Source organism: Sphaerotilus sp. FB-3 (genome assembly GCF_023706025.1).
Classification (GTDB): Bacteria; Pseudomonadota; Gammaproteobacteria; order Burkholderiales; family Burkholderiaceae_C; genus Sphaerotilus; species Sphaerotilus sulfidivorans.
In genome coordinates this window covers 58,912-82,071 of record NZ_BQWE01000004.1, presented here as the reverse complement: position 1 = coordinate 82,071, position 23,160 = coordinate 58,912, and the positions used below count along the sequence as shown (strand labels likewise).

General features: G+C 69.0%; 21 protein-coding genes. 19 read left to right on the top strand and 2 right to left on the bottom strand.

Annotated elements, in window-relative coordinates; genetic code table 11:
• The first annotated feature begins 36 nt into the window (after positions 1-36).
• Positions 37-630, top strand: a complete 594-nt coding sequence (locus NFT33_RS00980; RefSeq protein WP_251672602.1) for a FlgO family outer membrane protein — start codon at positions 37-39, stop codon at positions 628-630.
• Positions 631-646: 16 nt separating this feature from the next.
• Here NFT33_RS00980 and coq7 read toward each other — a convergent pair whose 3' ends face one another.
• A complete protein-coding gene (gene coq7 / locus NFT33_RS00975) occupies positions 647-1,297 on the bottom strand; it encodes a 2-polyprenyl-3-methyl-6-methoxy-1,4-benzoquinone monooxygenase (RefSeq protein ID WP_251672601.1) in 651 nt (216 codons plus the stop codon).
• 304 nt (positions 1,298-1,601) lie between these two features.
• Here coq7 and NFT33_RS00970 point away from each other — a divergent pair, with 304 nt between their 5' ends.
• The 4 genes from NFT33_RS00970 (at position 1,602) to cyaY (ending at position 5,259) form a co-directional block, all read left to right on the top strand.
• Complete coding sequence (locus tag NFT33_RS00970) at positions 1,602-2,567, top strand: porin (protein WP_251672600.1); 966 nt, start codon at positions 1,602-1,604, stop codon at positions 2,565-2,567.
• Positions 2,568-2,691: 124 nt separating this feature from the next.
• On the top strand, positions 2,692-3,429 hold the full coding sequence (locus NFT33_RS00965; protein ID WP_251672599.1) for a DUF3047 domain-containing protein: 738 nt from the start codon (positions 2,692-2,694) through the stop codon (positions 3,427-3,429).
• 143 nt (positions 3,430-3,572) lie between these two features.
• Positions 3,573-4,652: a porin gene (locus NFT33_RS00960; protein WP_251672598.1), complete on the top strand. Its 1,080-nt coding sequence runs from the start codon at positions 3,573-3,575 to the stop codon at positions 4,650-4,652.
• Positions 4,653-4,878: 226 nt separating this feature from the next.
• Positions 4,879-5,259 carry an iron donor protein CyaY gene (gene cyaY / locus NFT33_RS00955; protein WP_251672597.1) on the top strand — a complete coding sequence of 127 codons (381 nt, stop codon included), beginning with the start codon at positions 4,879-4,881 and terminating at the stop codon, positions 5,257-5,259.
• A 43-nt stretch (positions 5,260-5,302) separates the two neighbouring features.
• Here cyaY and NFT33_RS00950 read toward each other — a convergent pair whose 3' ends face one another.
• A complete protein-coding gene (locus NFT33_RS00950) occupies positions 5,303-7,690 on the bottom strand; it encodes a penicillin-binding protein 1A (RefSeq protein WP_251672596.1) in 2,388 nt (795 codons plus the stop codon).
• Between the two features lie 288 nt (positions 7,691-7,978).
• Between NFT33_RS00950 and NFT33_RS00945 the strand changes: the two genes are divergently transcribed.
• From NFT33_RS00945 to NFT33_RS00880, 14 genes are all read left to right on the top strand, one after another.
• Positions 7,979-9,058: a pilus assembly protein PilM gene (locus NFT33_RS00945; protein WP_251672595.1), complete on the top strand. Its 1,080-nt coding sequence runs from the start codon at positions 7,979-7,981 to the stop codon at positions 9,056-9,058.
• Positions 9,055-9,708 (top strand): PilN domain-containing protein, encoded by a 654-nt coding sequence (locus NFT33_RS00940; RefSeq protein WP_251672594.1) that lies wholly within the window; start codon positions 9,055-9,057, stop codon positions 9,706-9,708. The genes NFT33_RS00945 and NFT33_RS00940 overlap by 4 nt, the downstream gene beginning before the upstream one ends.
• Positions 9,709-9,723: 15 nt before the next feature.
• The gene (locus tag NFT33_RS00935; protein WP_220787113.1) at positions 9,724-10,464 is read left to right on the top strand and encodes a type IV pilus inner membrane component PilO; all 741 of its coding nucleotides are present in this window, start codon (positions 9,724-9,726) and stop codon (positions 10,462-10,464) included.
• Positions 10,464-11,039 (top strand): pilus assembly protein PilP, encoded by a 576-nt coding sequence (locus NFT33_RS00930; protein WP_251672593.1) that lies wholly within the window; start codon positions 10,464-10,466, stop codon positions 11,037-11,039. Before NFT33_RS00935 ends, NFT33_RS00930 begins: the two co-directional genes overlap by 1 nt.
• The gene (locus NFT33_RS00925; RefSeq protein ID WP_251672592.1) at positions 11,036-13,243 is read left to right on the top strand and encodes a type IV pilus secretin PilQ; all 2,208 of its coding nucleotides are present in this window, start codon (positions 11,036-11,038) and stop codon (positions 13,241-13,243) included. The genes NFT33_RS00930 and NFT33_RS00925 overlap by 4 nt, the downstream gene beginning before the upstream one ends.
• A 64-nt stretch (positions 13,244-13,307) precedes the next feature.
• The gene (locus tag NFT33_RS00920; protein ID WP_251672591.1) at positions 13,308-15,311 is read left to right on the top strand and encodes a hypothetical protein; all 2,004 of its coding nucleotides are present in this window, start codon (positions 13,308-13,310) and stop codon (positions 15,309-15,311) included.
• Between the two features lie 204 nt (positions 15,312-15,515).
• Entirely contained in the window at positions 15,516-16,064 is a 549-nt protein-coding gene (locus NFT33_RS00915; protein WP_220787110.1) for a shikimate kinase, read from the top strand.
• Positions 16,065-16,098: 34 nt separating this feature from the next.
• Positions 16,099-17,238, top strand: coding sequence for a 3-dehydroquinate synthase (aroB, locus tag NFT33_RS00910; RefSeq protein WP_251672590.1), 1,140 nt, complete (start codon positions 16,099-16,101; stop codon positions 17,236-17,238).
• A gap of 66 nt (positions 17,239-17,304) precedes the next feature.
• A complete protein-coding gene (locus tag NFT33_RS00905; RefSeq protein ID WP_251672589.1) occupies positions 17,305-17,934 on the top strand; it encodes a sigma-70 family RNA polymerase sigma factor in 630 nt (209 codons plus the stop codon).
• Between the two features lies 1 nt (position 17,935).
• Complete coding sequence (locus NFT33_RS00900) at positions 17,936-18,661, top strand: anti-sigma factor (RefSeq protein ID WP_251672588.1); 726 nt, start codon at positions 17,936-17,938, stop codon at positions 18,659-18,661.
• Positions 18,662-18,819: 158 nt separating this feature from the next.
• On the top strand, positions 18,820-20,367 hold the full coding sequence (locus NFT33_RS00895; protein WP_376744111.1) for a DUF4331 domain-containing protein: 1,548 nt from the start codon (positions 18,820-18,822) through the stop codon (positions 20,365-20,367).
• Between the two features lie 47 nt (positions 20,368-20,414).
• Positions 20,415-20,696 carry a hypothetical protein gene (locus NFT33_RS00890; protein WP_251672587.1) on the top strand — a complete coding sequence of 94 codons (282 nt, stop codon included), beginning with the start codon at positions 20,415-20,417 and terminating at the stop codon, positions 20,694-20,696.
• A gap of 21 nt (positions 20,697-20,717) precedes the next feature.
• Positions 20,718-21,968 carry a hypothetical protein gene (locus tag NFT33_RS00885; protein ID WP_251672586.1) on the top strand — a complete coding sequence of 417 codons (1,251 nt, stop codon included), beginning with the start codon at positions 20,718-20,720 and terminating at the stop codon, positions 21,966-21,968.
• Positions 21,965-23,152 (top strand): HupE/UreJ family protein, encoded by a 1,188-nt coding sequence (locus NFT33_RS00880; RefSeq protein WP_251672585.1) that lies wholly within the window; start codon positions 21,965-21,967, stop codon positions 23,150-23,152. Before NFT33_RS00885 ends, NFT33_RS00880 begins: the two co-directional genes overlap by 4 nt.
• Positions 23,153-23,160 lie beyond the last annotated feature (8 nt).

Below are 23,160 nucleotides of genomic sequence, written 5' to 3'. Positions count from 1 at the left end.
CTGAAGGGCAGTGCGATGCGGTTGATCTTGGCTGGGATGAACAAGGTGCGGATGATTCCGCTTTTTGCTGCATCGATTTTCCTGATGGGCTGTGCAGCTCAGCCGGGCAAGGTGGTCGGACATTGCGCGATGTCAACAGACCGCATTCTCTCGAGAATTGATCTGAAGCAGATGATGGACGAGATATCGTCCGAAGTCTGCCAGGTTGCCGGGGGTGTCGCTCCAGATCATTATCGATCGTCCCATCCGCTGCTGGTGCCGGATGTCGTGGATGTGCTGTCATATCAGCCCCATGCCTTCGGGCTGGCCGCCAGCGAGATTTTCAGGGAAAGCTTGCACCGAAACTGTCGTACGCCGATCAAGCAGGTGGAGATGGCCAGAGACTTCAGCCTGACTCCCGACGGGCTGATGGCGCTGTCGCGTGACAGCAGCGTGCTGCGTGAGCAGTCAGCGGCTTTGCCCGTGGCGATGGTGGCGACCTACAGCCTTGCGCCAGATCGGTTGACGGTTGTCGCCCGTGCGGTGCGCATCACGGACTCCGTGATCACGCACATGGCTTCGCGTGAGGTGCAGTGGCGCTGCACCCCCCTTCTTACAGGCGAGACTGACATCACCTTCATGATGAAGTGATGTCGTTGTTCTGAGCTCATATCCTGTGCGCGGTGGCGGTCATGACCTTCGCCGCCGCGCGCATCAGCCAGCGCGCCGGCAGCGGCGGGCGGATGCCGCCGGCGGCCTGAGCCGATTCGGCGTGACGGATCTCGTCGTCGCGCATCTGCGCGACGATCGCCCGCGAGGCGTGATCATGGGCCGGCAGGCGCTGCAGGTGGCCGTCGAGATGCTGCTCGACCTGGCGCTCGGTTTCGATGACGAAGCCCAGGCTGGCACGGTCGCCCAGGCGCGCCGCGCCCCAGCCGATCGCAAACGCGCCGGCGTACCAGAGCGGATTGAGCAGCGAGGGCCGGTCGCCGAGTTCCTTCAGGCGCTGCTCGGTCCAGGCGAGATGGTCTGTCTCCTCGCGCGAGGCTTCCTCGAGCTGTTCGCGCAGCCGCTCGTCGCGGGTGGCCAGCGCCTGCGCGGTGTAGAGCGCCTGCGCGCAGACCTCGCCGACATGGTTCACCCGCATCAGCGCGCCCGAGAGCCGGCGTTCGGCCTCGTCCAGCTCCGGCGTCTCGGCCGCGGTCTGAGGGTCGGGGCACGGTGTCGGCCGGCCGGCATGGTGGTGGCTCCAGACGGTGCGCAGGCTCTGGTCCATGACCGACACCAGGCGGTCGATCGGCGAGAATGTGATCTTCATGGCGCTGGCAGTGTAGTGGGGCGCCGATGACGAATTGCGACAGATCCGGGCGTTTCCACGCCACTTGCTGCGTCGTTGCGTGACAGTCGCGAGGCACTTCCGACTTGTCAGTGTCACGAAAGTCCCGCTTGTTGTGTTGCAGCAACGGCCAATTCCCGCTCGGTGTTGTCTCGCTTGGCAATGCGAGAACGGCTCTGGTGCAATACCGTCAGCTTCCGATGAGGAGGTCGGCCTGGCCCGGGCAGTGTCGTGCGACGACACCTCGTGCTGCAGGACCCTCTAGTTCAACCTAGGAGATATTTGCATGAAGAAGTCTCTGCTCGCTCTCGCCGTCCTGGGCGCTTTCGCCGGTGCCGCTTCGGCCCAGTCGTCGGTCACGCTGTATGGCAAGCTGGATCTTGGCTTCGCCAAGGCTGCTGGTTCGGCTGACAAGCAAGTCGCCGACGGCTCGAAGAGCCGCGTCGGCTTCCGTGGCGTCGAGGACCTGGGTGGCGGTCTGAAGGCCATGTTCCAGTTCGAGCACCGTTTCAACCCGGATGACGGTACCGTCACTAACGCCGCCTTCTGGCACGGCATTTCGACCGTCGGTCTGGGCGGCTCGTTTGGCACCGTGAACCTGGGCCGCCAGTACACGGCCGCCTTCTCGCTGGCCACCGACGTCATCGATCCGTTCGGTGGTTATACCGTCGCCGGCCTGCGTGACGAATCGCTCACTGCTAAGTACAAGAAAGTTGGCGCTACTGCTTCGACCGATCTGGCCCGTCTGCGCACCGAGAACTCGGTCCGCTACGACGGCGCCTTCGGTGGCCTGAAGGTCGCTGCCGACATCGCCGAAACCCCGGCGCCTGGCGTCGATCGTCCGTACTCGGTCGCTGCTCAGTACGCTGCCGGCCCGTTCATGGTCGCCGCTTCGTACGACAACCCGACCGGCGCCAACGACAACCTGACCACTCTGGGTGGTTCGTACACCTTCGGTCCGGCCAAGGTCTCTCTTGGCCTGGGTCGTGGCAAGACTGACGAGGCCAGCTCGCGTACCGTCAAGCAGGCTCTGGCCGGCGTGACCGTCAGCGTTGGCGCCGCTGGTCAAGTCCTGGCCGGCTACGCTCAGCAAGAAGTCGGCACGGACGACGCCACCAAGAAGGTCTCGCTGGGCTATCGCCACAACCTGTCGAAGCGCACCCAGCTGTACACCGACGTCACCCGCATCAACGACGCTATCAAGAATACCGATAAGACCGGCTACGACTTCGGCGTGATCCACACCTTCTGATTCCCGGCCTGCGTCCTGCAGGCTTGAAGATCGAAGATGCGCAGAAGGCCACCCTCGGGTGGCCTTCTGCCTTTTGTCATGGGTAGACGGACTGATACCTTGCTGTTCCATGGCGCTTCTCCCCATGACGATGATCCTTTCCCGGGGCCGGCTCGTGCTGGCGGCGGTCAGCCTCGTGCTGGCGGGCTGCGCAGGGCAGCCCTCTGCCGTCGAGCGGCCCGCCAGCCTGCCCGAGGATCCGCAGTCGCCGGTGGTGGCGACCGACGCAGGGGGCATGCAGCGCCTGCCGGGCAAGCGCGAGACGCTCTACCGCCCGGCGCAGCGGCTGGGCCAGCCCTGCCTGCATGCGCGGGCCGAGCGCTCGGCCAGCCTGTGGCGGATGCGGCTGCAGGCGCCGCGCACCTCAGCCCGCCTGCTGCGCTTTTCCTGGTGGGCTGCCGACCTCGACGAGCGCGCCACGGTGGCGCAGGCCGACAGCGACGATGCGGTCGCCCGGGTGGTGCTGGCCTTCGACGGCGATCTGTCGAGGCTGAATGCACGCAACCGCATGCTCTTCGACCTGGCGCACACCCTGACCGGCGAGATGCCGCCCTACGCCACGCTGATGTATGTGTGGGATGCGCAGGCGCCGGTCGGCAGCGTCATCGTCAGCAGCCGCAGCGACCGCATCCGCAAGATCGTCGTGGAGTCCGGTCGCGGCCAGCTCAACGGCTGGCGCCACTACGAGCGTGATGTCCGCGCCGACTTCGAGCGGGCCTTCGGCGAGCCGTCGGGGCCGCTGACCAGCCTGGCCTACATGACCGACGCCGACAACACCCAGGGCCGTGCCGAGGCCTGCTACGGGCCAGCACGGCTGTTCTGATCCGGCGTGGCGCCTGCGTCGTCATGCCCCTTCTGTCACTGTGGTGACGAGATGTGAGCCGGCGGCCTCAGGATCTTCCAGACTGCACGTCCGGCGGGCGAGGGCCAAGAATGGCGGTGTCTCACCTTGCTGACGGAGTCCCCATGAAGAAGACCCTCCTGTTTGCCGCAGCGACTGCCGCCCTGCATGGCGGCGTGCTGGCCCAGACGCCTGCGCCCAGCGCGGTGTCGATCTACGGCATCGTCGATCTGGCGCTGCGCCACACCACCAACGATGGCGCGACCGCAGCCACTCGGGGTGATTCCCAGAGCCAGGTGACCGCCGGCATGTCGCAGAGCCGGCTGGGCCTGAACATTTCCGAGGATCTCGGTGGCGGCCTGCGCGCGCTGGGCAATCTCGAGCATCGCTTCAATGCCGACGAGGGCACGCAGGCGGCGACCGACTTCTGGCGCCAGTCCTGGGTCGGCCTGCAGGGCGGCTTCGGTCGCATCACCGTGGGTCGTCAGTACAACGTGCTGTTCGATGTCTTCACCTCGACCTACGCGTCCTTCCGCTACTCGCCCTACATCGAGGCCTTCAAGCCGGAGATCGGCTTCTCGCTGGGCTCGCGCAACAGCAACATGGTCAAGTACCTGGTCGAAAGCGGTCCGTGGCGCGCAGCGGTCCAGGCCAGCGTGTCCGAGGGCGCGGCCACCGGCGGCAAGTCGAGCGGCGGCTACGTGCGCTATGCCAGCGGCGGCTTCGCGGCGGGTGGCGCCTATCTGGCGCTGCGCGACGGCGCGGCGCGCAAGAGCGAGGTCGTCACCCTGGGCGGCTCCTACAGCAGCGGTCCGTGGAGCACCTCGCTCGGTCTGGCGCGCAACAAGTTCGAGAGCGGCTTCAATCCGCTGATCATCGCCTCGCTGCTGGGCAATGGCGGCACCAATGGCACCTTCGCGCTGGGCAATGTCGAGCACCGCGACATGCTGTCGGTCGGCGCCGGCTACCAGCTCACGCCGCAGCTCAACCTGGGCGCGCACTACTGGCATGTACGCCAGACCGGCCGCAACATCGCTGGTGACGGCAAGGCCGATTTCTACGCGGTGGTGGCCGACTACGCCTTCTCGAAGCGCACCGACGTCTACCTGGAGATCGACCGCACGCGCTTCCGCGACAGCCTGACCTTCGCCAACGGCGCGACCAGCCGGGTCGGCACGATGGTGGGCGTGCGCCACCGCTTCTGAGTGGCTCGGGCGGATTCATCCGCCCGGTCTGCTTGCCGGCGCTTCAGCGTGCGGCGGGCGGCACCGGGCCTGAGGCCGGCGCGGGCGCCGGGGTGACTGCTGCTTCGCGGGCAAGGGTCAGCGGCCCTTTCTGGCCACATCCCGTCGCCAGCAGGACCGTGCAGGCCAGCGCTACACTCGTTTTCAGCAGACCTTGCAACATGAAGACGATTCTAGCCTGACCGCCATGACCACTCCGGACACCCCTGCCCACAGCACGCCCTCCGGCCTCGCCGATGCCGAGTACCTTCGTCTGGCCCATGCGGCGCTGGCCGCGATCGAGACCACGATCGACCGCTGGCTCGACGAGGACCTCATCGACATCGACACCCACCGCACCGGCGGCCTGCTGGAGCTGAGCTTTTCCGGTGGCAGCAAGATCATCCTGAACACCCAGCCACCGCTGCATGAGATCTGGATGGCTGCGCGTGCCGGCGGCTACCACTACCGCTGGGCCGACGGCGCCTGGCGCGACACCCGCAGCGGCGAGGAGTTCTTTGCCGCGCTGTCGGTGCAGGCCAGCGCCCAGGGCGGCCGGGCACTGCGCTTCGAGGCGCCGGCGGCCTGACCGCCACCATGGCGCCGGCCCTTCCTGCCGGGCGCCATCGCCCTCACTGCGGCGCGCTGGCGCCGCTCTCGTCGGAGCGGAACAGGTCGAGAATGCCCTTGCGCTCTTCCTCGCCGGTGCGCGGCGGGCCCTCGTCAAGGCCCAGCGAGCGCACGCCACCGCCCTGCGCGTTCTCGGTGTAGTACCACTCGCCGCCGACCTGCATCACGCCATCGGGCGGGGTGTACTCGACCACCGGCGCGCCGCGCAGCGCGTGGCCCATGTAGTCGATCCAGACCGGCAGGGCCAGTCCGCCGCCGGTCTCGCGTGCGCCCAGCGAGCGCGGCTTGTCGTAGCCGATCCACACCACCGCGACCCGCGACGAGCTGAAGCCGGTGAACCAGGCGTCCTGAGAATCGTTGGTGGTGCCGGTCTTGCCATACAGGTCCGGCCGCTTGAGTCGCGCCTGCGCGCTGGCGGCGGTGCCGCTGCGGGTGATTTCCTGCAGCAGGCTGTTCGTCATGAAGGCATTGCGCTCCGGGATCACCCGCAGCCGCTCGTCATGGCCGGCCGGCGCGCGGGCCTGCGCGATCACCTGGCCGCGTGCATCGGTGATGCGGGTGATCAGCACCGGATCGACCCGCATGCCGCTGTTGGCGAAGACCGCATAGGCGTCGGCCATCTCCATCGGCGTGACTGAACCCGCGCCCAGCGCCATCGTCAGGTAGGCGGGATGCTTGTCGGCCTCGAAGCCGAACTTCGTCACCCACTGCTGCGCATAGCTCGGGCCGATCGACTTGAGGATGCGGATCGAGACCATGTTCTTCGACTTGGCCAGCGCGCGACGCATCGACATCGGGCCGTCGAACTGGCCGTCGTAGTTCTTCGGCTCCCAGGGCTGGCTGCCGGTGGTACCGGCGTCGAAGAACAGCGGCGCGTCGTTGATGACGGTCGCCGGCGAGAAGCCCTTCTCCAGCGCCGCCGAGTAGACGAAGGGCTTGAAGCTCGAGCCCGGCTGGCGCCAGGCCTGGGTCACATGATTGAACTTGCTCTTGGCGTAGTCGAAGCCGCCGACCATCGCACGGATGTGGCCGGTGCGCGGATCGAGCGCGACGAATGCACCCTCGACCTCGGGCTGGCTGACGATGCTCCAGTCGCCGGCGCTGCCTGACTTCATGACCCGGATGATCGCGCCGCGCCGCACGCGCTGCGCCGGCGGCGCCTGTTCGCCCAGCGCCGAGGCCGCCAGCTTCAGGCCGGCGCCGCTGATCGTGATGGTCTCGCCGTTCTGCAGCATCGCGCTGACCTTGCGCGGCGAGGCGACGGTCACGATGGCGGCGCGAACGTCGTCGTAGTCGGGATGGTCCTCCAGTGCCTCGGCGATGCGCACGTCCAGGCCGGCGTCGGTCACCGGCAGCTCGACGAAGCCGGTCGGGCCGCGGTAGGCACGGCGCTGCTCGTAGTTCAGCAGGCCGCGACGCAGCGCGCGGTAGGCCTGCATCTGCTCGCCGGCATCGAGCGAGAGCTCGACCGTCAGGCCGCGGGTGTAGGCCGCCTCGCCGTACTGGGCGAAGATCAGCTGGCGTGCGGTCTCGACCGCGTATTCGGCATGGATGTCGCTGCCGCGCGGGCTGGGATAGCTCAGCTCCTGAGCCAGCGCCTCGTCGCGCTGGGCCTCGGTGATGAAGCCGTTCTCGACCATTCGTTCCAGGATGTAACGCTGGCGCAGGGTCGCGCGCTTGCGGTTGCGGATCGGGTTGTAGGCCGACGGTGCCTTGGGCAGGCCGGCCAGCATCGCGGCTTCCGCCACCGTGATGTCCTTCAGGGGCTTGCCGAAGTAGATCTCGCTGGCTGCAGCGAAGCCGTAGGCGCGCTGACCCAGGAAGATCTGGTTCATGTAGACCTCGAGGATCTTGCGCTTGCTCAGCTGGCTCTCGATCTTCAGCGACAGCAGGATCTCGTAGATCTTGCGGGTGAAGGTCTTCTCGGTCGACAGGTAGAAGTTGCGCGCCACCTGCATCGTGATCGTCGAGGCGCCCTGGCTGCGCGAGTCGCGCAGGTTCTCGACCGCCGCACGCAGGATGCCCTTGTAGTCGATGCCGCCGTGCTCGTAGAAGCGCGCGTCCTCGATGGCCAGCACCGCGTCCTGCATCACCTTCGGGATCTGCTCGATCGGCAGGTAGCTGCGGCGTTCCTCGCCGTACTCGCCCAGCATCACGCCGTCGGAGGAAACCACCCGCATCGGCAGCTTGGGCCGGTAGTCGACCAGGGAGTGGATCTCGGGCAGGTTCGGGTAGGCCATCGCCAGCGCGATGCCCAGCAGCAGCGTGCCCGTCAGCAGCAGGGCCAGCGGCAGGCCGACGATCCAGCCCAGGGTTCGCAGCACCTTCCGGGCGCCGTTCGCCGTCCCGGCCGGACTCGGCGTGTTCGGGGAAGTGCCTTTATCGCTCATGGACTCTCGGGACAGGGGGCCGCCGGATGGCAGGCCGATCGCGGCGGATTATAGGAACTGGTCACGAACCGCGAGATACGTTTGTAACGGCGGGCGAGCCCCCCCTTGCCCCGGCTCCTGTATCGTGATCGCATGACAAGCTTTGCCTTGCGCAGCCAGTTGACGGCTTTGCAACATCCCCGGAATGCGAAAGCCGGGATATCCTTGGGCCCTCAATGCCTTTGTTGATAGCATTGAAGTGATTTGTTAACAGTCCGGCGCGTTTTCGGACGTGCATTGGGGAATTGCGTGGGCTTTCTTGACCTCCTGCTGGGCCGCCGTCATGCGTCCCTGATCGGGCTGGACATCAACTCGTCCGGCGCCAAGCTGGTCGAACTCGGTCAGACCGCCTCCGGGGAGTACATCGTCGAGCGCTTCGCCAGCGAGAACTTCGAGAAGGGCTGGATCAACGACGGCACCATCGAGAAGTTCGACGAGGTGGCCGAGGCGGTGCAGCGGCTGGTGCAGCGCAGCGGCACCCGCACCAAGCAGGTCGCGATGGCGATGCCACAGTCGGCGGTCATCACCAAGAAGATCGTGCTGCCGGGCGGGCTGACCGAGGAGGAGATGGAGCTGCAGGTCGAGGCCGAGGCCCACCAGTACATTCCGTTCCCGCTCGACGATGTCAGCCTCGACTTCTGCGTCATCGGGCCCAGCATCGAGCAGGTCGGCGATGTCGAGGTGATGCTGGCGGCCTCGCGCAAGGACCGCATCCAGGACCGCCAGGGCCTGGCCGAGTCGGCCGGACTGAAGCTGGTGGTGCTCGACATCGAATCCAATGCCTCGCGGCTGGCGATGAGCCGCGTCGTCGAGACCCTGCCCAACCAGGGCCGCGACGTGCTGGTGGCGCTGTTCGAGATCGGGGCCGACTCGACCAGCCTGAAGGTGCTGCGCGACGACGACATCCTCTACGACCGCGACCAGACCTTCGGCAGCGCGCAGCTCACCCAGCTGATCGTGCGCCAGTACGGCCTGACCTTCGACGAGGCCGAGCAGCGCCGCGCCAACGGCGATCTGCCCGAGGACTACGAGTCGACGCTGCTGGCGCCCTTCATCGACAGCCTGGCGCAGGAGATCGGCCGCGCGCTGCAGTACTTCTTCACCAGCACGCCGCACCACAAGGTCCACTATGTGATGCTGTCGGGCAACTCGGCGACGCTGCCCGGACTGAAGGAGCGGGTGACCGAGTTCACCGGCTTCGCCACCCAGATCGTCAGCCCGTTCAACGGCATGCGCATCGGCTCCGCGGTGCGCGAGAGCAAGCTGCGCCGCGAGGCGCCGTCCTACCTGATCGCCTGCGGCCTGGCGATGCGGAGATTCCTCCAATGATCCTGATCAACCTCCTCCCGCATCGGGAAGAGAAGCGGCGCCGGCGCCGCCAGGCCTTCTTCATGGGTCTGGGCGCGGCTGCGCTTGCGGGCGCGGCCATCGCGCTGGGCTGGAACGCGGTGCTGGGCGAGCTCACCGCGCAGCAGAACTCGCGCAACACCTTCCTGCAGTCGGAGATCCAGCGGCTCGAGAACCAGATCAAGGACATCGCGTCGCTCAAGACCGAGATCGAGGCGCTGAAGGCCCGCCAGCAGGTGGTCGAGAACTTCCAGATCGACCGCAACATGCCGGTGCACCTGCTCAACGAGCTGGCCGCGCAGACGCCCGAGGGCATGTACCTGACGACGGTGCGCCAGGACGGCCAGAGCATCGCGGTGACCGCGGTGGCGCAGACCAACGAGCGGGTGTCGGAATTCCTGCGCAACACCGCGCGCAGCTCGACCTGGCTGGAGAAGCCCGAGCTGGTCGAGATCAAGGCCGCGCCGGTCTCGACGGTGCGCGATGCCAAGCGGCTCTACGACGTCTCGGTGCGGCTGACGCTGCGCCGGCCGCAGGATCTCGAGCCGGCCCCTGGCGCGGCATCCCCTGACGCAAGTGCTTCTGATCCTGGTGGTGTTTCTTCTGGTCGACATGGCCGTCGTCGTAGCTGACGCAGACGTATCACCATGGCCTCTCCCCGCATGTCCATGAACATCGAGCTCGACACCCTGGTCGACCAGGTGTCGTCCCAGTTCCGCAACCTCAATCCGAACGAGCCCGGCCAGTGGCCGCTGCTGCCCAAGGTGGCCGCCTGGACGGCGATGACCGGCCTGGTGGTGCTGCTGGGCTGGCTCGGCCTGGTCTCGCTCACCGCCGACGAGCTCGAGGCCGAGCGCAACCGCGAGGCCACGCTCAAGACCGAGTACCAGGCCAAGCTGGCGCAGGCGATCAATCTCGACGAACTGCGCAAGCAGAAGCTGCAGGTGCAGGAATATGTCACCCAGCTCGAGCGCCAGCTGCCCGGCAAGGCCGAGATGGACGCGCTGCTGTCGGACATCAACCAGGCCGGCCTCGGTCGCGGCCTGCAGTTCGAGCTGTTCCGGCCGGGCCAGGTCATCATCAAGGACTACTACGCCGAGCTGCCGATCGCGCTGCGGGTGACCGGCCGCTACCACGACGTCGGCGCCTTCGCGGCGGATGTGGCCAACCTGTCGCGCATCGTCACGCTGCACAACCTGGTGATCACCACGCCGGGCCAGGCCAGCGGCCAGATGCTGCCCAGCGCCAATGGCCTGCTGGCGATGGAGGCCACCGCGCGCACCTACCGCTATCTCGATCCGGCCGAGGTCGCCGAGCATCGCAAGGCGCAGCAGGCGGCCAAGGGCGGCAAGCCCGGCGGCGCGCCCCAGTCCGGAGGCCAGCCATGATGACCGCCCGTCCTTTCCGCCGGTCGCGGCGACCGTCCCGCGCGGCGCTGGTCCTGCTGGCGCTGACCGGCCTGGCGGGCCTGTCGGGCTGCTCCGATCCGCACGAGGAACTGCGTGCCTGGATGGAGGAGCAGCGCCGCGTGGCCAAGCCGCAGGTCTCGCCGCTGGTGGCGCCGCGCAAGTTCGATCCGCAGCCCTATGCGGCCTTCTCGCAGACCGAGCCCTTCAGCAGCCAGAAGATGCAGGGGGCGCTCAAGCAGGAGAGCCGCCAGCCCAACTCGCTGCTGGCCGCCGAGATGAACCGGCGCCGCGAGCCGCTCGAGGCCTACCCGCTCGACGCGCTGACGATGGTCGGCAGCGTCGTGCGCGGCGGGCGGCCGCATGCGCTGCTGAAGGCCGACAACCTGCTCTACCAAGTCAAGGTGGGTGACTATCTCGGCCAGAACTACGGCCGCGTCACCCGCATCACGGAAACCGAGATTGCCCTGCGCGAACTCGTGCCCGACACCCTCGGAGAAATCGTCGAGCGCGCCAGCACGCTGACCCTCCAGGAGCGGGCCCAGGAGAAGCGATGAAGACGACCCAGAAAGCCCCCATCCCCCGCTGGAGCGTTCGCCTGGCGACGCTGGCCGCGCTGGCCGCCGCTCCGGTGCTCGGCTGGGCGCAGAACGCCATCCAGTCGCTGTCGAGCGGCGTGAAGGACGGCGGCGAGGTGATCCGGCTGGAGCTCTCCGAGCCGCTGGCCGCGCTGCCCGCCGGCTTCGTGCTGCAGTCGCCCGCCCGGGTGGCGCTGGACCTGCCCGGTGTCATCAACGCCACCGGCCGGTCCCAGCAGGAGGTCAACCAGGGCAATCTGCGCTCGGTGGCGCTGGCCCAGGCCGGCGACCGCACCCGGCTGGTGCTGAACCTGAAGCAGTCCACCCGCTACCGCGCCGAGATCGACGGCAAGGCGCTGGTGGTCACGCTCGAGCCGGTGCAGGTGTCCTCCGGCACGCCGGCCACGGCCGCTGCCGCCGGCGTGCGCACCTCGGCCGAACCGCTGCACTTCGCCGACAGCCGCAACACCGCACCTGAGTCGCTGCGCGACATCGACTTCCGCCGCGGGCGCGACGGCGCCGGCCGGGTGGTGGTCGACCTGCCGAGCAACCAGGTCGGCGTCGACATCCGCCAGCAGGGCCAGAACCTGATCGTCGAGTTCCTGCGCTCGACCGCGCCGGAGGGGCTGCGTCGCCGCCTCGACGTGACCGACTTCGGCACGCCGGTGCAGTCGGTCTCCACCACCCAGGTCGGCGACCGGGTGCGCATGACGATCGAGCCGCGCGGCAACTGGGAGCACAGCGCCTACCAGAGCGACAACCAGTTCGTGCTCGAGGTCCGGCCGGTCAAGGTCGATCCGCAGAAGCTCACCGCCGGTCCGGGCTTCAGCGGCGACAAGCTGTCGCTGAACTTCCAGAGCATCGAGGTGCGTGCGCTGCTGCAGGTCATCGCCGACTTCACCAACTTCAACATCGTCACCAGCGACACCGTGACCGGCAATGTCACGCTGCGGCTGAAGGATGTGCCCTGGGACCAGGCGCTCGACATCATCATGCAGGCCAAGGGCCTGGGCGTGAAGAAGACCGGCAATGTGCTGTGGGTCGCGCCCAAGGAGGAGCTGGCCGCCAAGGAGAAGGCCGAGCTCGAGGCGCGGGCCCAGGTCGCCGCGCTGGAGCCGCTGCGCACCCAGGCCTTCCAGCTCAACTACACCAAGGCCGAGGAGATCTCGCGTGCGCTGACCGGCCAGCAGACCGGCTCCAGCGGCGCCTCCGGCGCCAGCGCCGGGGCGTCCACCAGCGCCACCCGGCTGCTGTCGGCGCGTGGCAGCGTGCTCTACGAGGCGCGCACCAACCAGCTCTTCGTCACCGACATTCCGGCCAAGCTCGAGGAGGTCGCGCAGATGGTCTCGCGCATCGACATCCCGGTGCGTCAGGTGATGATCGAGGCGCGCATCGTCGAGGCCGAGGACACCTTCGGCCGCTCGCTGGGCATCAAGCTGGGCAGCTCGGACATGCGCGGCATTCGCGGGGGCGTGCCCGGCTGGAACGCCGGTGTGGGCAATCTGGCGATCGGCGGCAACTACAACGCGATCGGCTACCAGACCAACCAGAGCGAGCAGGTCGACTTCAGCAACACCCAGTTCGTCAACCTGCCGGCCAACACCTCCTCCTTCGGCGGCGCGAGTGCCGCCAGCTTCGCGCTGTCGCTGTTCGGTGCGGCGTCCAACCGCTTCCTGAACCTGGAGCTGTCGGCGCTGGAGGCCGAAGGGCGCGGCAAGCTGGTGTCGAGCCCGCGGGTCATCACCGCCGACCAGGTCAAGGCGCTGATCGAGCAGGGCACCGAGCTGCCCTACCAGTCGGCCACCTCCAGCGGCGCCACCGCGATCCAGTTCCGCAAGGCCAACCTCAAGCTCGAGGTCACGCCGCAGATCACGCCCGAGGGCAGCGTCATTCTCGATGTCGATGTCAACAAGGACAGCGTCGGCCAGTCGACCTCGGCCGGCTTCGCGATCAACACCAAGCATGTGAAGACGCAGGTGCTGGTGGAGAACGGCGGCACCGTGGTGATCGGCGGCATCTTCCAGATCGACGAGACCGAGTCGGTCAACAAGGTGCCGGTGCTGGGCGACATTCCGTATGTGGGCGCGCTGTTCCGCAACAAGACGCGGTCATCGAACAAGACCGAGCTGCTGGTCTTCCTGACGCCCAAGGTCATCACCGACCGCAACGCGCCGGCACGCTGAGCCCGCCCGCGAGGGGAGGGCGGCCACAAGACGAACATCGACCGACAGGCAGGGGATTGATTTCATGACGACGACGATCACGGCGCTGCGCGCCAGTGCGCTGGCCCTGGCGGCGGCGGCCTTGCTGGCCGGCTGCGGCGGGGGCGGCAGCGATGCAGGCTGCGTGAGCTTCTCGGGCAGCTGTTCCACCAGCACCGATTCCAGCTCAAGCAGCGGGTCAAGCTCCGGCTCGACGACGACCGCGGCGGCGGCCAGCATCGTGGTGGCCATGACCTCCGACACGGTCAGCGCCTCGACGCCCGGCACGGTGACCGCGCAGGCCAAGAACGCCGACGGCACGGCGGCCGCGGGCGTGCTGGTGACCTTCTCGGTGGCCAATGGCGCGGCCACCGTCGATGTCGCGCGCGTCAAGACCGATGCGAACGGGCAGGCGACGACGACGCTGCAGCCCGTCTCGGGCCAGGTCGGGGCCGATACCGTCACCGCCAGCTTCACGCCCACGGGCAGCAGCACCGCGCTGACGGCGCAGAAGGTCTTCACCGTCTCGGCGACCAATGTCAGCCTGACCTCGGCCGCGGCCTCGCCGACGAGCATCTCGTCGTATGGTGCCTCCGTCGTGACGGTCAACGTCAGCGGCGCCTCGTCGGCTTCGCCGGTGACGGTGAACTTCTCGTCGACCTGCGCCACCGCCGGCAAGGCGGTGCTGTCGCCGACCTCGATCACCGTGACCGGCTCCAGCGCCTCGACCACCTACCAGGACAAGGGCTGTGCGGCGACCGACCGCATCAGCGCCTCGATCTCCGGCACCAGCCAGCAGAAGCAGGTCGACTTGGTGGTGGCCGCGCCGGTCGCGCAGTCGCTCGAGTTCGTCTCGGCCTCGCCGGACAAGATCTGCCTGGCTGGCAGCGGCTGTCCGATTTCGTCCCAAGTGTCTTTCAAGCTCAGAGACCCTTCGGGGGGCGTCATCGCCAATCGAATGGTGGAGTTTTCACTGGATATCCCTAATGTCGCGATACTGGGGGCCACATCCCTGCCGACGGATGCCAACGGCGTTGTTACTGTTTCCGTGACCGCCAAGGCGACGCCGACCCCCGTTCGTGTGCGTGCCAAGGTGCTGAACGCCGATGGTTCTGATGCCGTCTTGCCGACAGGGTCGCCGCTGATGACTCTGTCGAATGTGTTGGCGATCAATGCTGGTTTGCCAACGAACAATGCGTTCAGTTTTGCGGCTGCGGCATTGAATCCCGATGGGGGTTGGCGCGATGGAACTGAAAGCGAGATCCGTGTTCAGCTCAATGACCGGTTCGGCAATCCCGTGTCTGATGGGACGGCGGTCAGCTTCGTGGCCGAGGGCGCCAGCATCATTCCCGCCAAATGCACGACAGTGAATGGCGTCTGCACGACCAAGTTCGTGTCCAGCAACTACAGGCCACTCAATGGTCGCGTCACGGTGCTGGCCTATGCGCAGGGTGAAGAGTCCTTTGTCGATACGAACGGTGACCAGCTCTACACCCCGGGCGAGACATTCGAGGATCTTGGCCAGCTCTACATCGACAAGGACGAAAACGGCTTGATGGACACCGCCAATGGCGAGTACCTGGCCGGCCTGACTGCCAATGGTACGTGGGATGGCAACACCTATGTCCGCTTCAAGGATCGAATTGTCTTTGTCCTGTCTGACTCTCGATATGCGCCTCGTTTGCAGGTGGATCGCTGTTCAGGGACGACCCCCACAACGGATTCTTTGGGGCTGTCTTTTCAGCCGACGACATCGGTTTGCCGTGTGACTCGAGACATCTGTGTTCGAGATTCCAATCAGGAGGCTGATGCCCTTGGGGGCAACAGAATTCCGATTGGTGCGACGCTGGCTGTCACGACAAAAGCCAAAGGCGCGTCAATTCGAATTGACAACAGTCCTATTCCGAGTGGTACGGCTCCGACAATACATCGTCTGATCGCTGAGCTCGACGACTGCACCAAGGCGCTGGAGGCTCCCGGCGCGATCGACCTGACGATCAAGATGCCCAACGGCCAGAGCTACACCTACGACCTCGGCCGCATCAACTGATTCGCCGGGCGCGGCTGCGTCAGCGGCCTGAGGCTGCGCCCGCGTTAGACTTGACGCCCGTGACGGCGCCGGAACCCCGCGTTCCGGCGCCGTTCGCGTCTTTTCCCGACCTGTCCGACTTCCTCCCCCGCCCGCGTGTCTTCCATCTCGTCCGACGGGGGCGACCCCCGCGTCCGCCCCGGCTCCTCCGTCAGTCTTGTCGCCATGCCCGGCGCCGGCAAGTCCACCGCCGGCCGGCATCTCGCGGCCGCCCTGGGCTGGCGCTTCGTCGATGCCGACGTCGAGATCGAGCAGCGCATCGGCATGTCGATCCGCGCCTACTTCGAGCGCGAGGGCGAGCAGGCCTTCCGCGACCTGGAGCAGCAGGTGATCGCCGAGCTGGTGCAGATCCGTCCGCCGATCGTGCTGGCCACCGGCGGCGGCTCGGTGCTGCGCGAGGCCAACCGCCGCGCGCTCAAGGAGAACTCGGTCGTCGTCTACCTGCGCGCCTCGCCGGAGGAGCTGTTTCGCCGGCTGCGCCACGACACCCAGCGCCCGCTGCTGCAGGTGGCCGACCCGCTGCGCAAGCTGCGCGAGCTCTACCGCGACCGCGACGCGTTCTACCGCGAGACCGCGCACTTCGTCATCGAGACCGGCCGCCCCTCGGTGCCGACGCTGGTCAACATGATCCTGATGCAGCTGGAGCTGGCCGGCGTCGTGCCCGACGACGAGCGGCCGCTGCCCGGCAGCTTTCCTTCCCGTTCCCGCCGCTGACCCGGCCGCCGACGACGATCATCCGCCCGCCATGATGCCGACGACCTCCGCCGCTCCTTCCCCCGCCGCCCCGATCCGCGCGACCGTCCGCGTCGAGCTGGGCGATCGCAGCTACGACATCCTGATCGGCACCGGCCTGCTGGACGATCCCGCCGCCTGGACCGGCCTGCCGAAGGCGCAGACCGCGATGATCGTCACCAACACCACCGTCGGGCCGCTGTACGCCGCCCGGCTGCAGGCGGCGCTGGCGCCGCACTACGCACGGGTGCTGACGGTCGAGCTGCCCGACGGCGAAGCCTTCAAGGACGCCGCGACGCTCGAGCGCATCTACGACGCGCTGCTGGGCGCCACCTGCGACCGCAGGACGGTGCTGTTCGCGCTGGGCGGCGGCGTGATCGGCGACATGACCGGCTTCGCCGCGGCCTGCTACATGCGCGGCGTGCCCTTCGTGCAGGTGCCCACGACGCTGCTGTCGCAGGTCGACTCGTCGGTCGGCGGCAAGACCGCGATCAACCACCCGCTGGGCAAGAACATGATCGGCGCGTTCTACCAGCCGGTGCGTGTGATCTGCGACCTCGACACGCTCGACACGCTGCCCGAGCGCGAGCTCTCGGCGGGACTGGCCGAGGTCATCAAGTACGGCCCGATCGCCGATGCCGAGTTCCTCGCCTGGATCGAGGCCAGCATCGAGCGGCTGCGCGCGCGCGACAAGGCGGCGCTGGCGCAGGCGGTCAAGCGCTCCTGCGAGATCAAGGCGCAGGTGGTGGGCTGCGACGAGCGCGAGAGCGGCCTGCGCGCCATCCTGAACTTCGGCCACACCTTCGGCCACGCGATCGAGGCGGGCCTGGGCTACGGCGAATGGCTGCACGGCGAGGCGGTCGGCTGCGGCATGGTCATGGCCGCCGACCTGTCGGCGCGGCTCGGCCTGATGCCGGCCGAGTTCGTCGCGCGGGTGCGCCTGCTGTGCGAGCGCGCCGGCCTGCCGGTGGTCGGCCCGGCCCTGGGGGCGGAGCGCTACCTGCAGCTGATGCAGATCGACAAGAAGTCCGAGGGCGGCGAGATCCGCTTCGTCGTCATCGATCGCCTGGGCAGTGCCCGGATGCAGGGGGCTCCTGAAGCGATGGTGCGCGAGGTGCTGGCCGCACACTGCAGCGCCTGCGCCAGCGCCAGCTGACGGCCGGCGCCGTCCGACGGCCCCGGCGCCGTCACGCCCGACTGTTCCCTCCAAGGAGTCCCGCCGATGCCGAGCACGCCTGTCGACGCCTGGGCCCAGCGCAGCCACCGGCTGGCCGCCTGGCTGTCGCACATCGCCCTGGGCGACCGCCAGGCCTTCGCGGCGCTCTACCGCGAGACCTCTGCGCATCTGTTTGGCGTCGTGCTGCGTATACAGCCTGACACAGCCCGCGCCGAGGATCTCTTGCAGGACATCTACATCAGCCTCTGGCAATCCGCCGGAAGCTTCGACCCGCAGCGCAGCCAGCCGCTGACCTGGCTGACCAGCATCGCGCGCCATCGTGCGATCGACAGCCTGCGCCGCCGTCGCGGCGAGGTGCGCACCGTCAGCCGTCATGTCGCCGACGACGAGGACGACGAGGAGGGCGGCGACCTGCTGGCCGATCTGCCCGACGACGCGGCCGGGCCGCAGGAACTGCTGCACCAGGCGGCCGAGGCGCGCGAGCTCTCGCGCTGCGTGCAGGTGCTGTCGGCCGAGCAGCAGCAGTGCGTCGCGCTGGCCTACTACCAGGGGCTGTCGCACGCCGAGGTGGCCGAGCATCTCGCCCAGCCGCTGGGCACGGTCAAGAGCTGGGTGCGCCGCGCGCTGCTGGCGCTGAAGGACTGTCTGGGCCACGCGGTGGCCCGGGAGCGCTGACATGGACTACGGACGACGCGAACGGGCCGACCGGCTGGCGGCGGCCTATGTGCTGGGCACGCTGCGCGGGCCCGCCCGCCGGCGCTTCGAGGCGCTGCTGCCGGCGCATCCGGCGCTGCGCGAGGCGGTCGAGGGCTGGCGGCTGCGGCTGGAGCCGATGTCGCTGAGCGTGGCGCCGGTCGCGCCGCCCGACCGGGTCTGGCAGCAGATCGAGCAGCGCCTGTTCGGCGAGCCGGCACCGGCGCCCGACGAGGCGCCCGCACGCTGGTGGCAGCAGCTGCTGCCGTGGCGCCTGCTCAGCGGCCTGGCGAGCGCGGCAGCGCTGGGCATGGCGGTGCTGATGCTGCAGCCGCCGCCCGCCGATCCGGACGGTGCGCCGATCGTGGTGCTGCTGGTGGCCAGCCCGAAGTCGGGCGGCGGATCGGGTGGCGGAGTGATGCACGCCAGCTTCGTCGCCAGCGTCAGCGCCGATGGCCAGGCCCTGGTGCTGCGTCCGATCGATCTGGTCCCGCTCGAGACCGGGCGTGCGCTGGAGCTGTGGGCGCTGCCGGCCGACGGGACGCCGCGCTCGCTCGGTCTGGTCGATGCGCGCGGACAGACCGTGCTGCGCCGGGCTCGGCTGCTCGACGATACCCGCGCCTTTGCGATCAGCGTCGAGCCCGCGGGCGGCTCGCCCACCGGCCAGCCGACCGGGCCGGTCGTCTCGGTCGGCCAGATCGGCATCTGATCCGGAGTCCGATCCGGCATCCGACCGGGTCTGACGTCGAAAGACCCCCTGAATCGTGGGGTTGCATCCGCTCCTGTCCGGGGTGCGTAGGGAATGGACAGATGCCGCATCGCGGTGTCACCCCCGTCCGCTTTCCCGACCCGGCTCCAAGGAGACAGATCTTGTCGACGACCCTGCAACGCATCGGCGGCCCGCTGGCTGCCCTCCCGCTGGCCCTGACGCTGCTTTCCGGTTCCGCACTTGCTTCCAGCCACCGCGAGGCGCCCTTCATCACCACCGCCCCGAAGGTCGATGCCAGCGACTTCTACATGTTCCGCAGCTACGAGGCCGGCCGCTCCGACTTCGTCACGCTGATCGCCAACTACCTGCCGCTGCAGGATGCCTACGGCGGCCCGAACTACTTCGCGCTCGATCCGAACGCGCTCTACGAGATCCACATCGACAACAACGGGGACGCGAAGGAGGACCTGAGCTTCCAGTTCCGCTTCCGCAACACCCTGTCCAACGGCGGCGCCGGCACCAGCCTGAAGATCGGCGACCGCTCGGTGGGCATTCCGCTGGTCCAGTCCGGCCAGGTCTCGCAGGTGGGCGACCCGAACCTGCAGCTGGCCGAGACCTACACCGTCCAGGTGGTGCGCGGCGACCGCCGCACCGGCACCCGCCAGGCGCTGACCCAGGTCGGCACCGGCAGCGAGACCTTTGCCAAGCCGGTCGACAACATCGGCGTCAAGACGATTCCCGACTATCCCGGCTACGCCGCCAAGCATGTGCATGCGGTCGCGATTCCGGGCTGCGCGACGCCGGGACGGATGTTTGTCGGCCAGCGCCAGGATCCGTTTGCGGTCAATCTCGGTCCGGTCTTCGACCTGGTCAACGCACCGGTCTCGGTCATCACCGATCCGGCGCTGACCGGTGCGGTGCCCAACCCGCTCGGCGCGAAGAACGTCACCGCGATCGCGCTGGAGATCCACCGCAGCTGCCTGACCAGCGGCGACGACGTGATCGGCGGCTGGACCAGCGCCAGCCTGCGCCAGGCCCGGCTGATCGACGGCAAGCCCGGCAGCGGGCATCAGGCCAGCGAGCGCGCCGGCGGTGCCTGGACGCAGGTGTCTCGCCTGGGCATGCCCCTGGTCAACGAGGTGGTCATCGGGCTGAAGGACAAGGACCGCTTCAACGCCTCGAAGCCCTCGGGCGACGCGCAGTTCGCCGACTATGTGACCCATCCGACGCTGCCGGCGCTGCTGGAGATCGCGCTGAACCTGCCGAAGACCGCGCCGACCAACCTGCCGCGCACCGATCTGGTCACCACCTTCCTGACCGGCATCAAGGGCGTGAACCAGCCGAAGAACGTCGTCGCCTCGGAAATGCTGCGGCTGAACACCGGCATCGCGCCGGTGGCCTACGCCGAGCAGAACCGGCTCGGCATCGTCGGCAACCTGCTGGCCGGCGGCAACGACAACGCCGGCTTTCCGAATGGCCGCCGGCCCAAGGACGATGTGGTCGACATCTCGCTGGTGGCGGTGATGGGCGGGCTGTGCCTGGCCAATGGCGACACCGACAAGCTCGGCTTCGGCTCGGCCTGCCGTCCGTCCGCGGTGCCGCTGGGCGCGACGGCGCTGAAGCTGCATGACGCGGTCGACCAGGGTGTCGTGCCGCTGCTGTCCGGCTTCCCCTACCTGAACACGCCGGTGCCCGGCAGCAAGTGAGCCGCGAGGCGAACGCGCATTCCACCATCCTCATCCGGAGCATCACCATGACCTCTTGCCTGTCCTGGCGCCGCCGCGGCGGCCGCCTTCTGGGCGCGGCCGGCCTGGCCCTGCTGCTGGCGGCCTGCGGCGGCAGCGGCGACACCGCGGCCCATGCCGGCGCGACCGTCATCACCGAGGTGCCGGCCAGCGCCACCGTCTCGGCCGAGGCCTACAGCGGCTTCGCCTCGACGCTGGCGGCCCAGTCCGACGACACCGCCGAGCCGATCGATCTGGCGATGGTCGTGCCGCCGACCTCCGAGACTGCCGAGCCGGTCGAGCTGCGCTGAGCGGCGCCAGGAGCTGTGCCGATGCCCATCGCCTCCACGCCACCGCACACCGCCTCGCACCTGCGGGCTCCCCGTCTGGCGCTGATCCTGCTGCTGGCCCTGGCCGGGCCGCTGCAGGCGGCGCCGTTCACGCCGGCCTCCGACGAGGAGGTGGTCGAGCGGCTGCCGGCCCGACCCGGCCTGGCCGAGCGCCGCGCCCGCGCCGAGCTGCAGCGCGATCCCTCGCGTCTGCCGCTGGCGCTGTCGGTGGCGCGCGAGGCGATCGACCGCGCCCGCCGCGAGGGCGATCCGCGCGAGTACGGCGCCGCGCAGGCCGCGCTGGCGCCGTGGTGGGCGCAGCGCGACGCACCGGCGCCGGTGCGGCTGCTGCGTGCCACGATCCTGCAGGCGCGGCATGAGTTCGCGCCTGCGCTGCTCGACCTGCAGGCCTTGGTGGGCGACGCGTCGGTGCCGCTGGCGCTGCGGGCCCAGGCCGGGCTGACGCAGGTCGCGGTGCTGCAGGTGCAGGGTCGGCTGGCCGAGGCGGCGCGCGCCTGCCGCGCCCTGCAGGCGCCCGAGCTGGCGGCCGCCGGTGCGGGGCTGGCCCGGGCGGCCGAGGTCTGTGCGGTCGAGATCGACAGCCTGCGCGGCGACCTCGATCCGCGCCAGGCCGATCTTCGTCTGGACGCGCTGGCCCGCCAGGCGCCCGATGACCGCTGGCTGGCGCTGGTGCGCGCCGAGCTGGCGGTGCGGCTGGGCGATGACACCGAGGCCGAGCGGCTGCTGGCCCAGGCGGCCGGGCAGGGCGGTGATCCCTATGCGCAGGCGGCGCGGGCCGACTGGCTGCTCGACCGCGGCCGCGCTGCCGAGGCGCTGGCGGCGGTGTCGGTCGGCCCGGTCGAGGCCGACGCGCTGCAGCTGCGCCGCGCGATCGCGCTGCATCGCCTGGGCGATGCGCGGGCCGCTGCGGTGCTGTCGGGCATGACAGCGCGGCTGGATGCGGCACGCCGCCGCGGCGAGCCGCATCTGCGTGAAGAAGCGCGCCTGGCGCTGGATGTGGGCCGCGATCCGGCCCGCGCCTGGACGCTGGCCCAGGAGAACTGGGCGGGCCAGCGCGAGCCGGCCGATGCGGTGCTGCTGTGGCGCAGCGCGCTGCGTGCCGGCCAGACCGCGCAGGCGGTGCGACTGCTGCAGGCCTGGACCCGCGATCCGGCGCGTGTCGACGTGAGACTGCGCGCCGCCCCGACCGACGCGGCTGCCGGCGGTGTCCGGCGTCCGGGAGAACGCACATGAAGATCCGATCTGCCGCCATGCATCCGATGCTGTGGCCAGGGCATCTGCTTGCCGTGCTGGTGCTGCTGTTCGTCGCGCTGGCGCCGGCCCGGGCGCATCAGGCCAGCGATGCCTATCTGAACTGGCGCATCGACGGCGAGCGCATCGAGCAGCGCATCGACCTGTCGCTGCGCGACCTCGACCGCGAGCTGGTTCTGGACGCCGATGACGACGGCGTGCTGCGCTGGGGCGAAATCCGCTCCCGCGAGGCCGACATCATCCGCCTGGTCGATGCGGCGCTGCAGCCGCGTGCCGACGGCGCCGACTGCCGCCTGAGCGCACGAGCACCGATGCAGGTCGAGCGCCATGCCGATGGCCAGCACCTGGTGCTGCGCAGCAGCTGGGCCTGTGCGGCCCCGGTCCAGGTGGCGCAGCTCGACTACCGGCTGTTCGCCCGCACCGATCCGAGCCACCGCGGCCTGCTGAACATCGCTGTGGCGGAGACGGCCGGGCAGCCGGCGTCAGACGGGCAGGCTGCCGTGCTGATTGCCGGCGAGGGCGAGCGGTCCTGGGTGCTGGCGCAGGCGGGCGGCGGCTTTCTCGACTTCGTCCGCGAGGGCATGCACCACATCGCCATCGGCCTGGATCACATCCTGTTCCTGGTCACGCTGCTGCTGGTGGCGGTCTGGCGCCGCGAGGGCGATGGCTGGACGCCGCGCGAGACCGCATCGGCGGCCTGGCGCGAGGCCTTGGTGCTGGTCAGCACCTTCACGCTGGCGCATTCGCTGACGCTCGGGCTGGTCACCGTCGGGGTGCTGCCGCCGCCCACGCGCTGGGTGGAGGCGCTGATCGCCGTCAGCGTGCTGCTGGCGGCGCTCGACAACCTGCGGCCGCTGCTGCCCGGGCCGCGCTGGCCGCTGGTCGGCCTGTTCGGGCTGATCCACGGCGTGGGCTTCGCCGGACCGCTGCAGGACCTCGGCCTGCGCGAGGACCAGCTGCTGCTGCAGCTGCTGGGCTTCAATCTCGGTGTGGAGCTGGGCCAGCTCGCGCTGGTGGCGCTGCTGCTGCCGCTGGCGATCGCGCTGCGCCATGCGCCGGCCTATCGGCGGCTGGCGGTGCAGGGCGGCTCGGGCGCGATCGCGCTGCTGGCGCTGGTCTGGACCGCCGAGCGCGGCCTGGACCTGTCGCTGCTGCCGCAGCTCTGAGCGGCGGC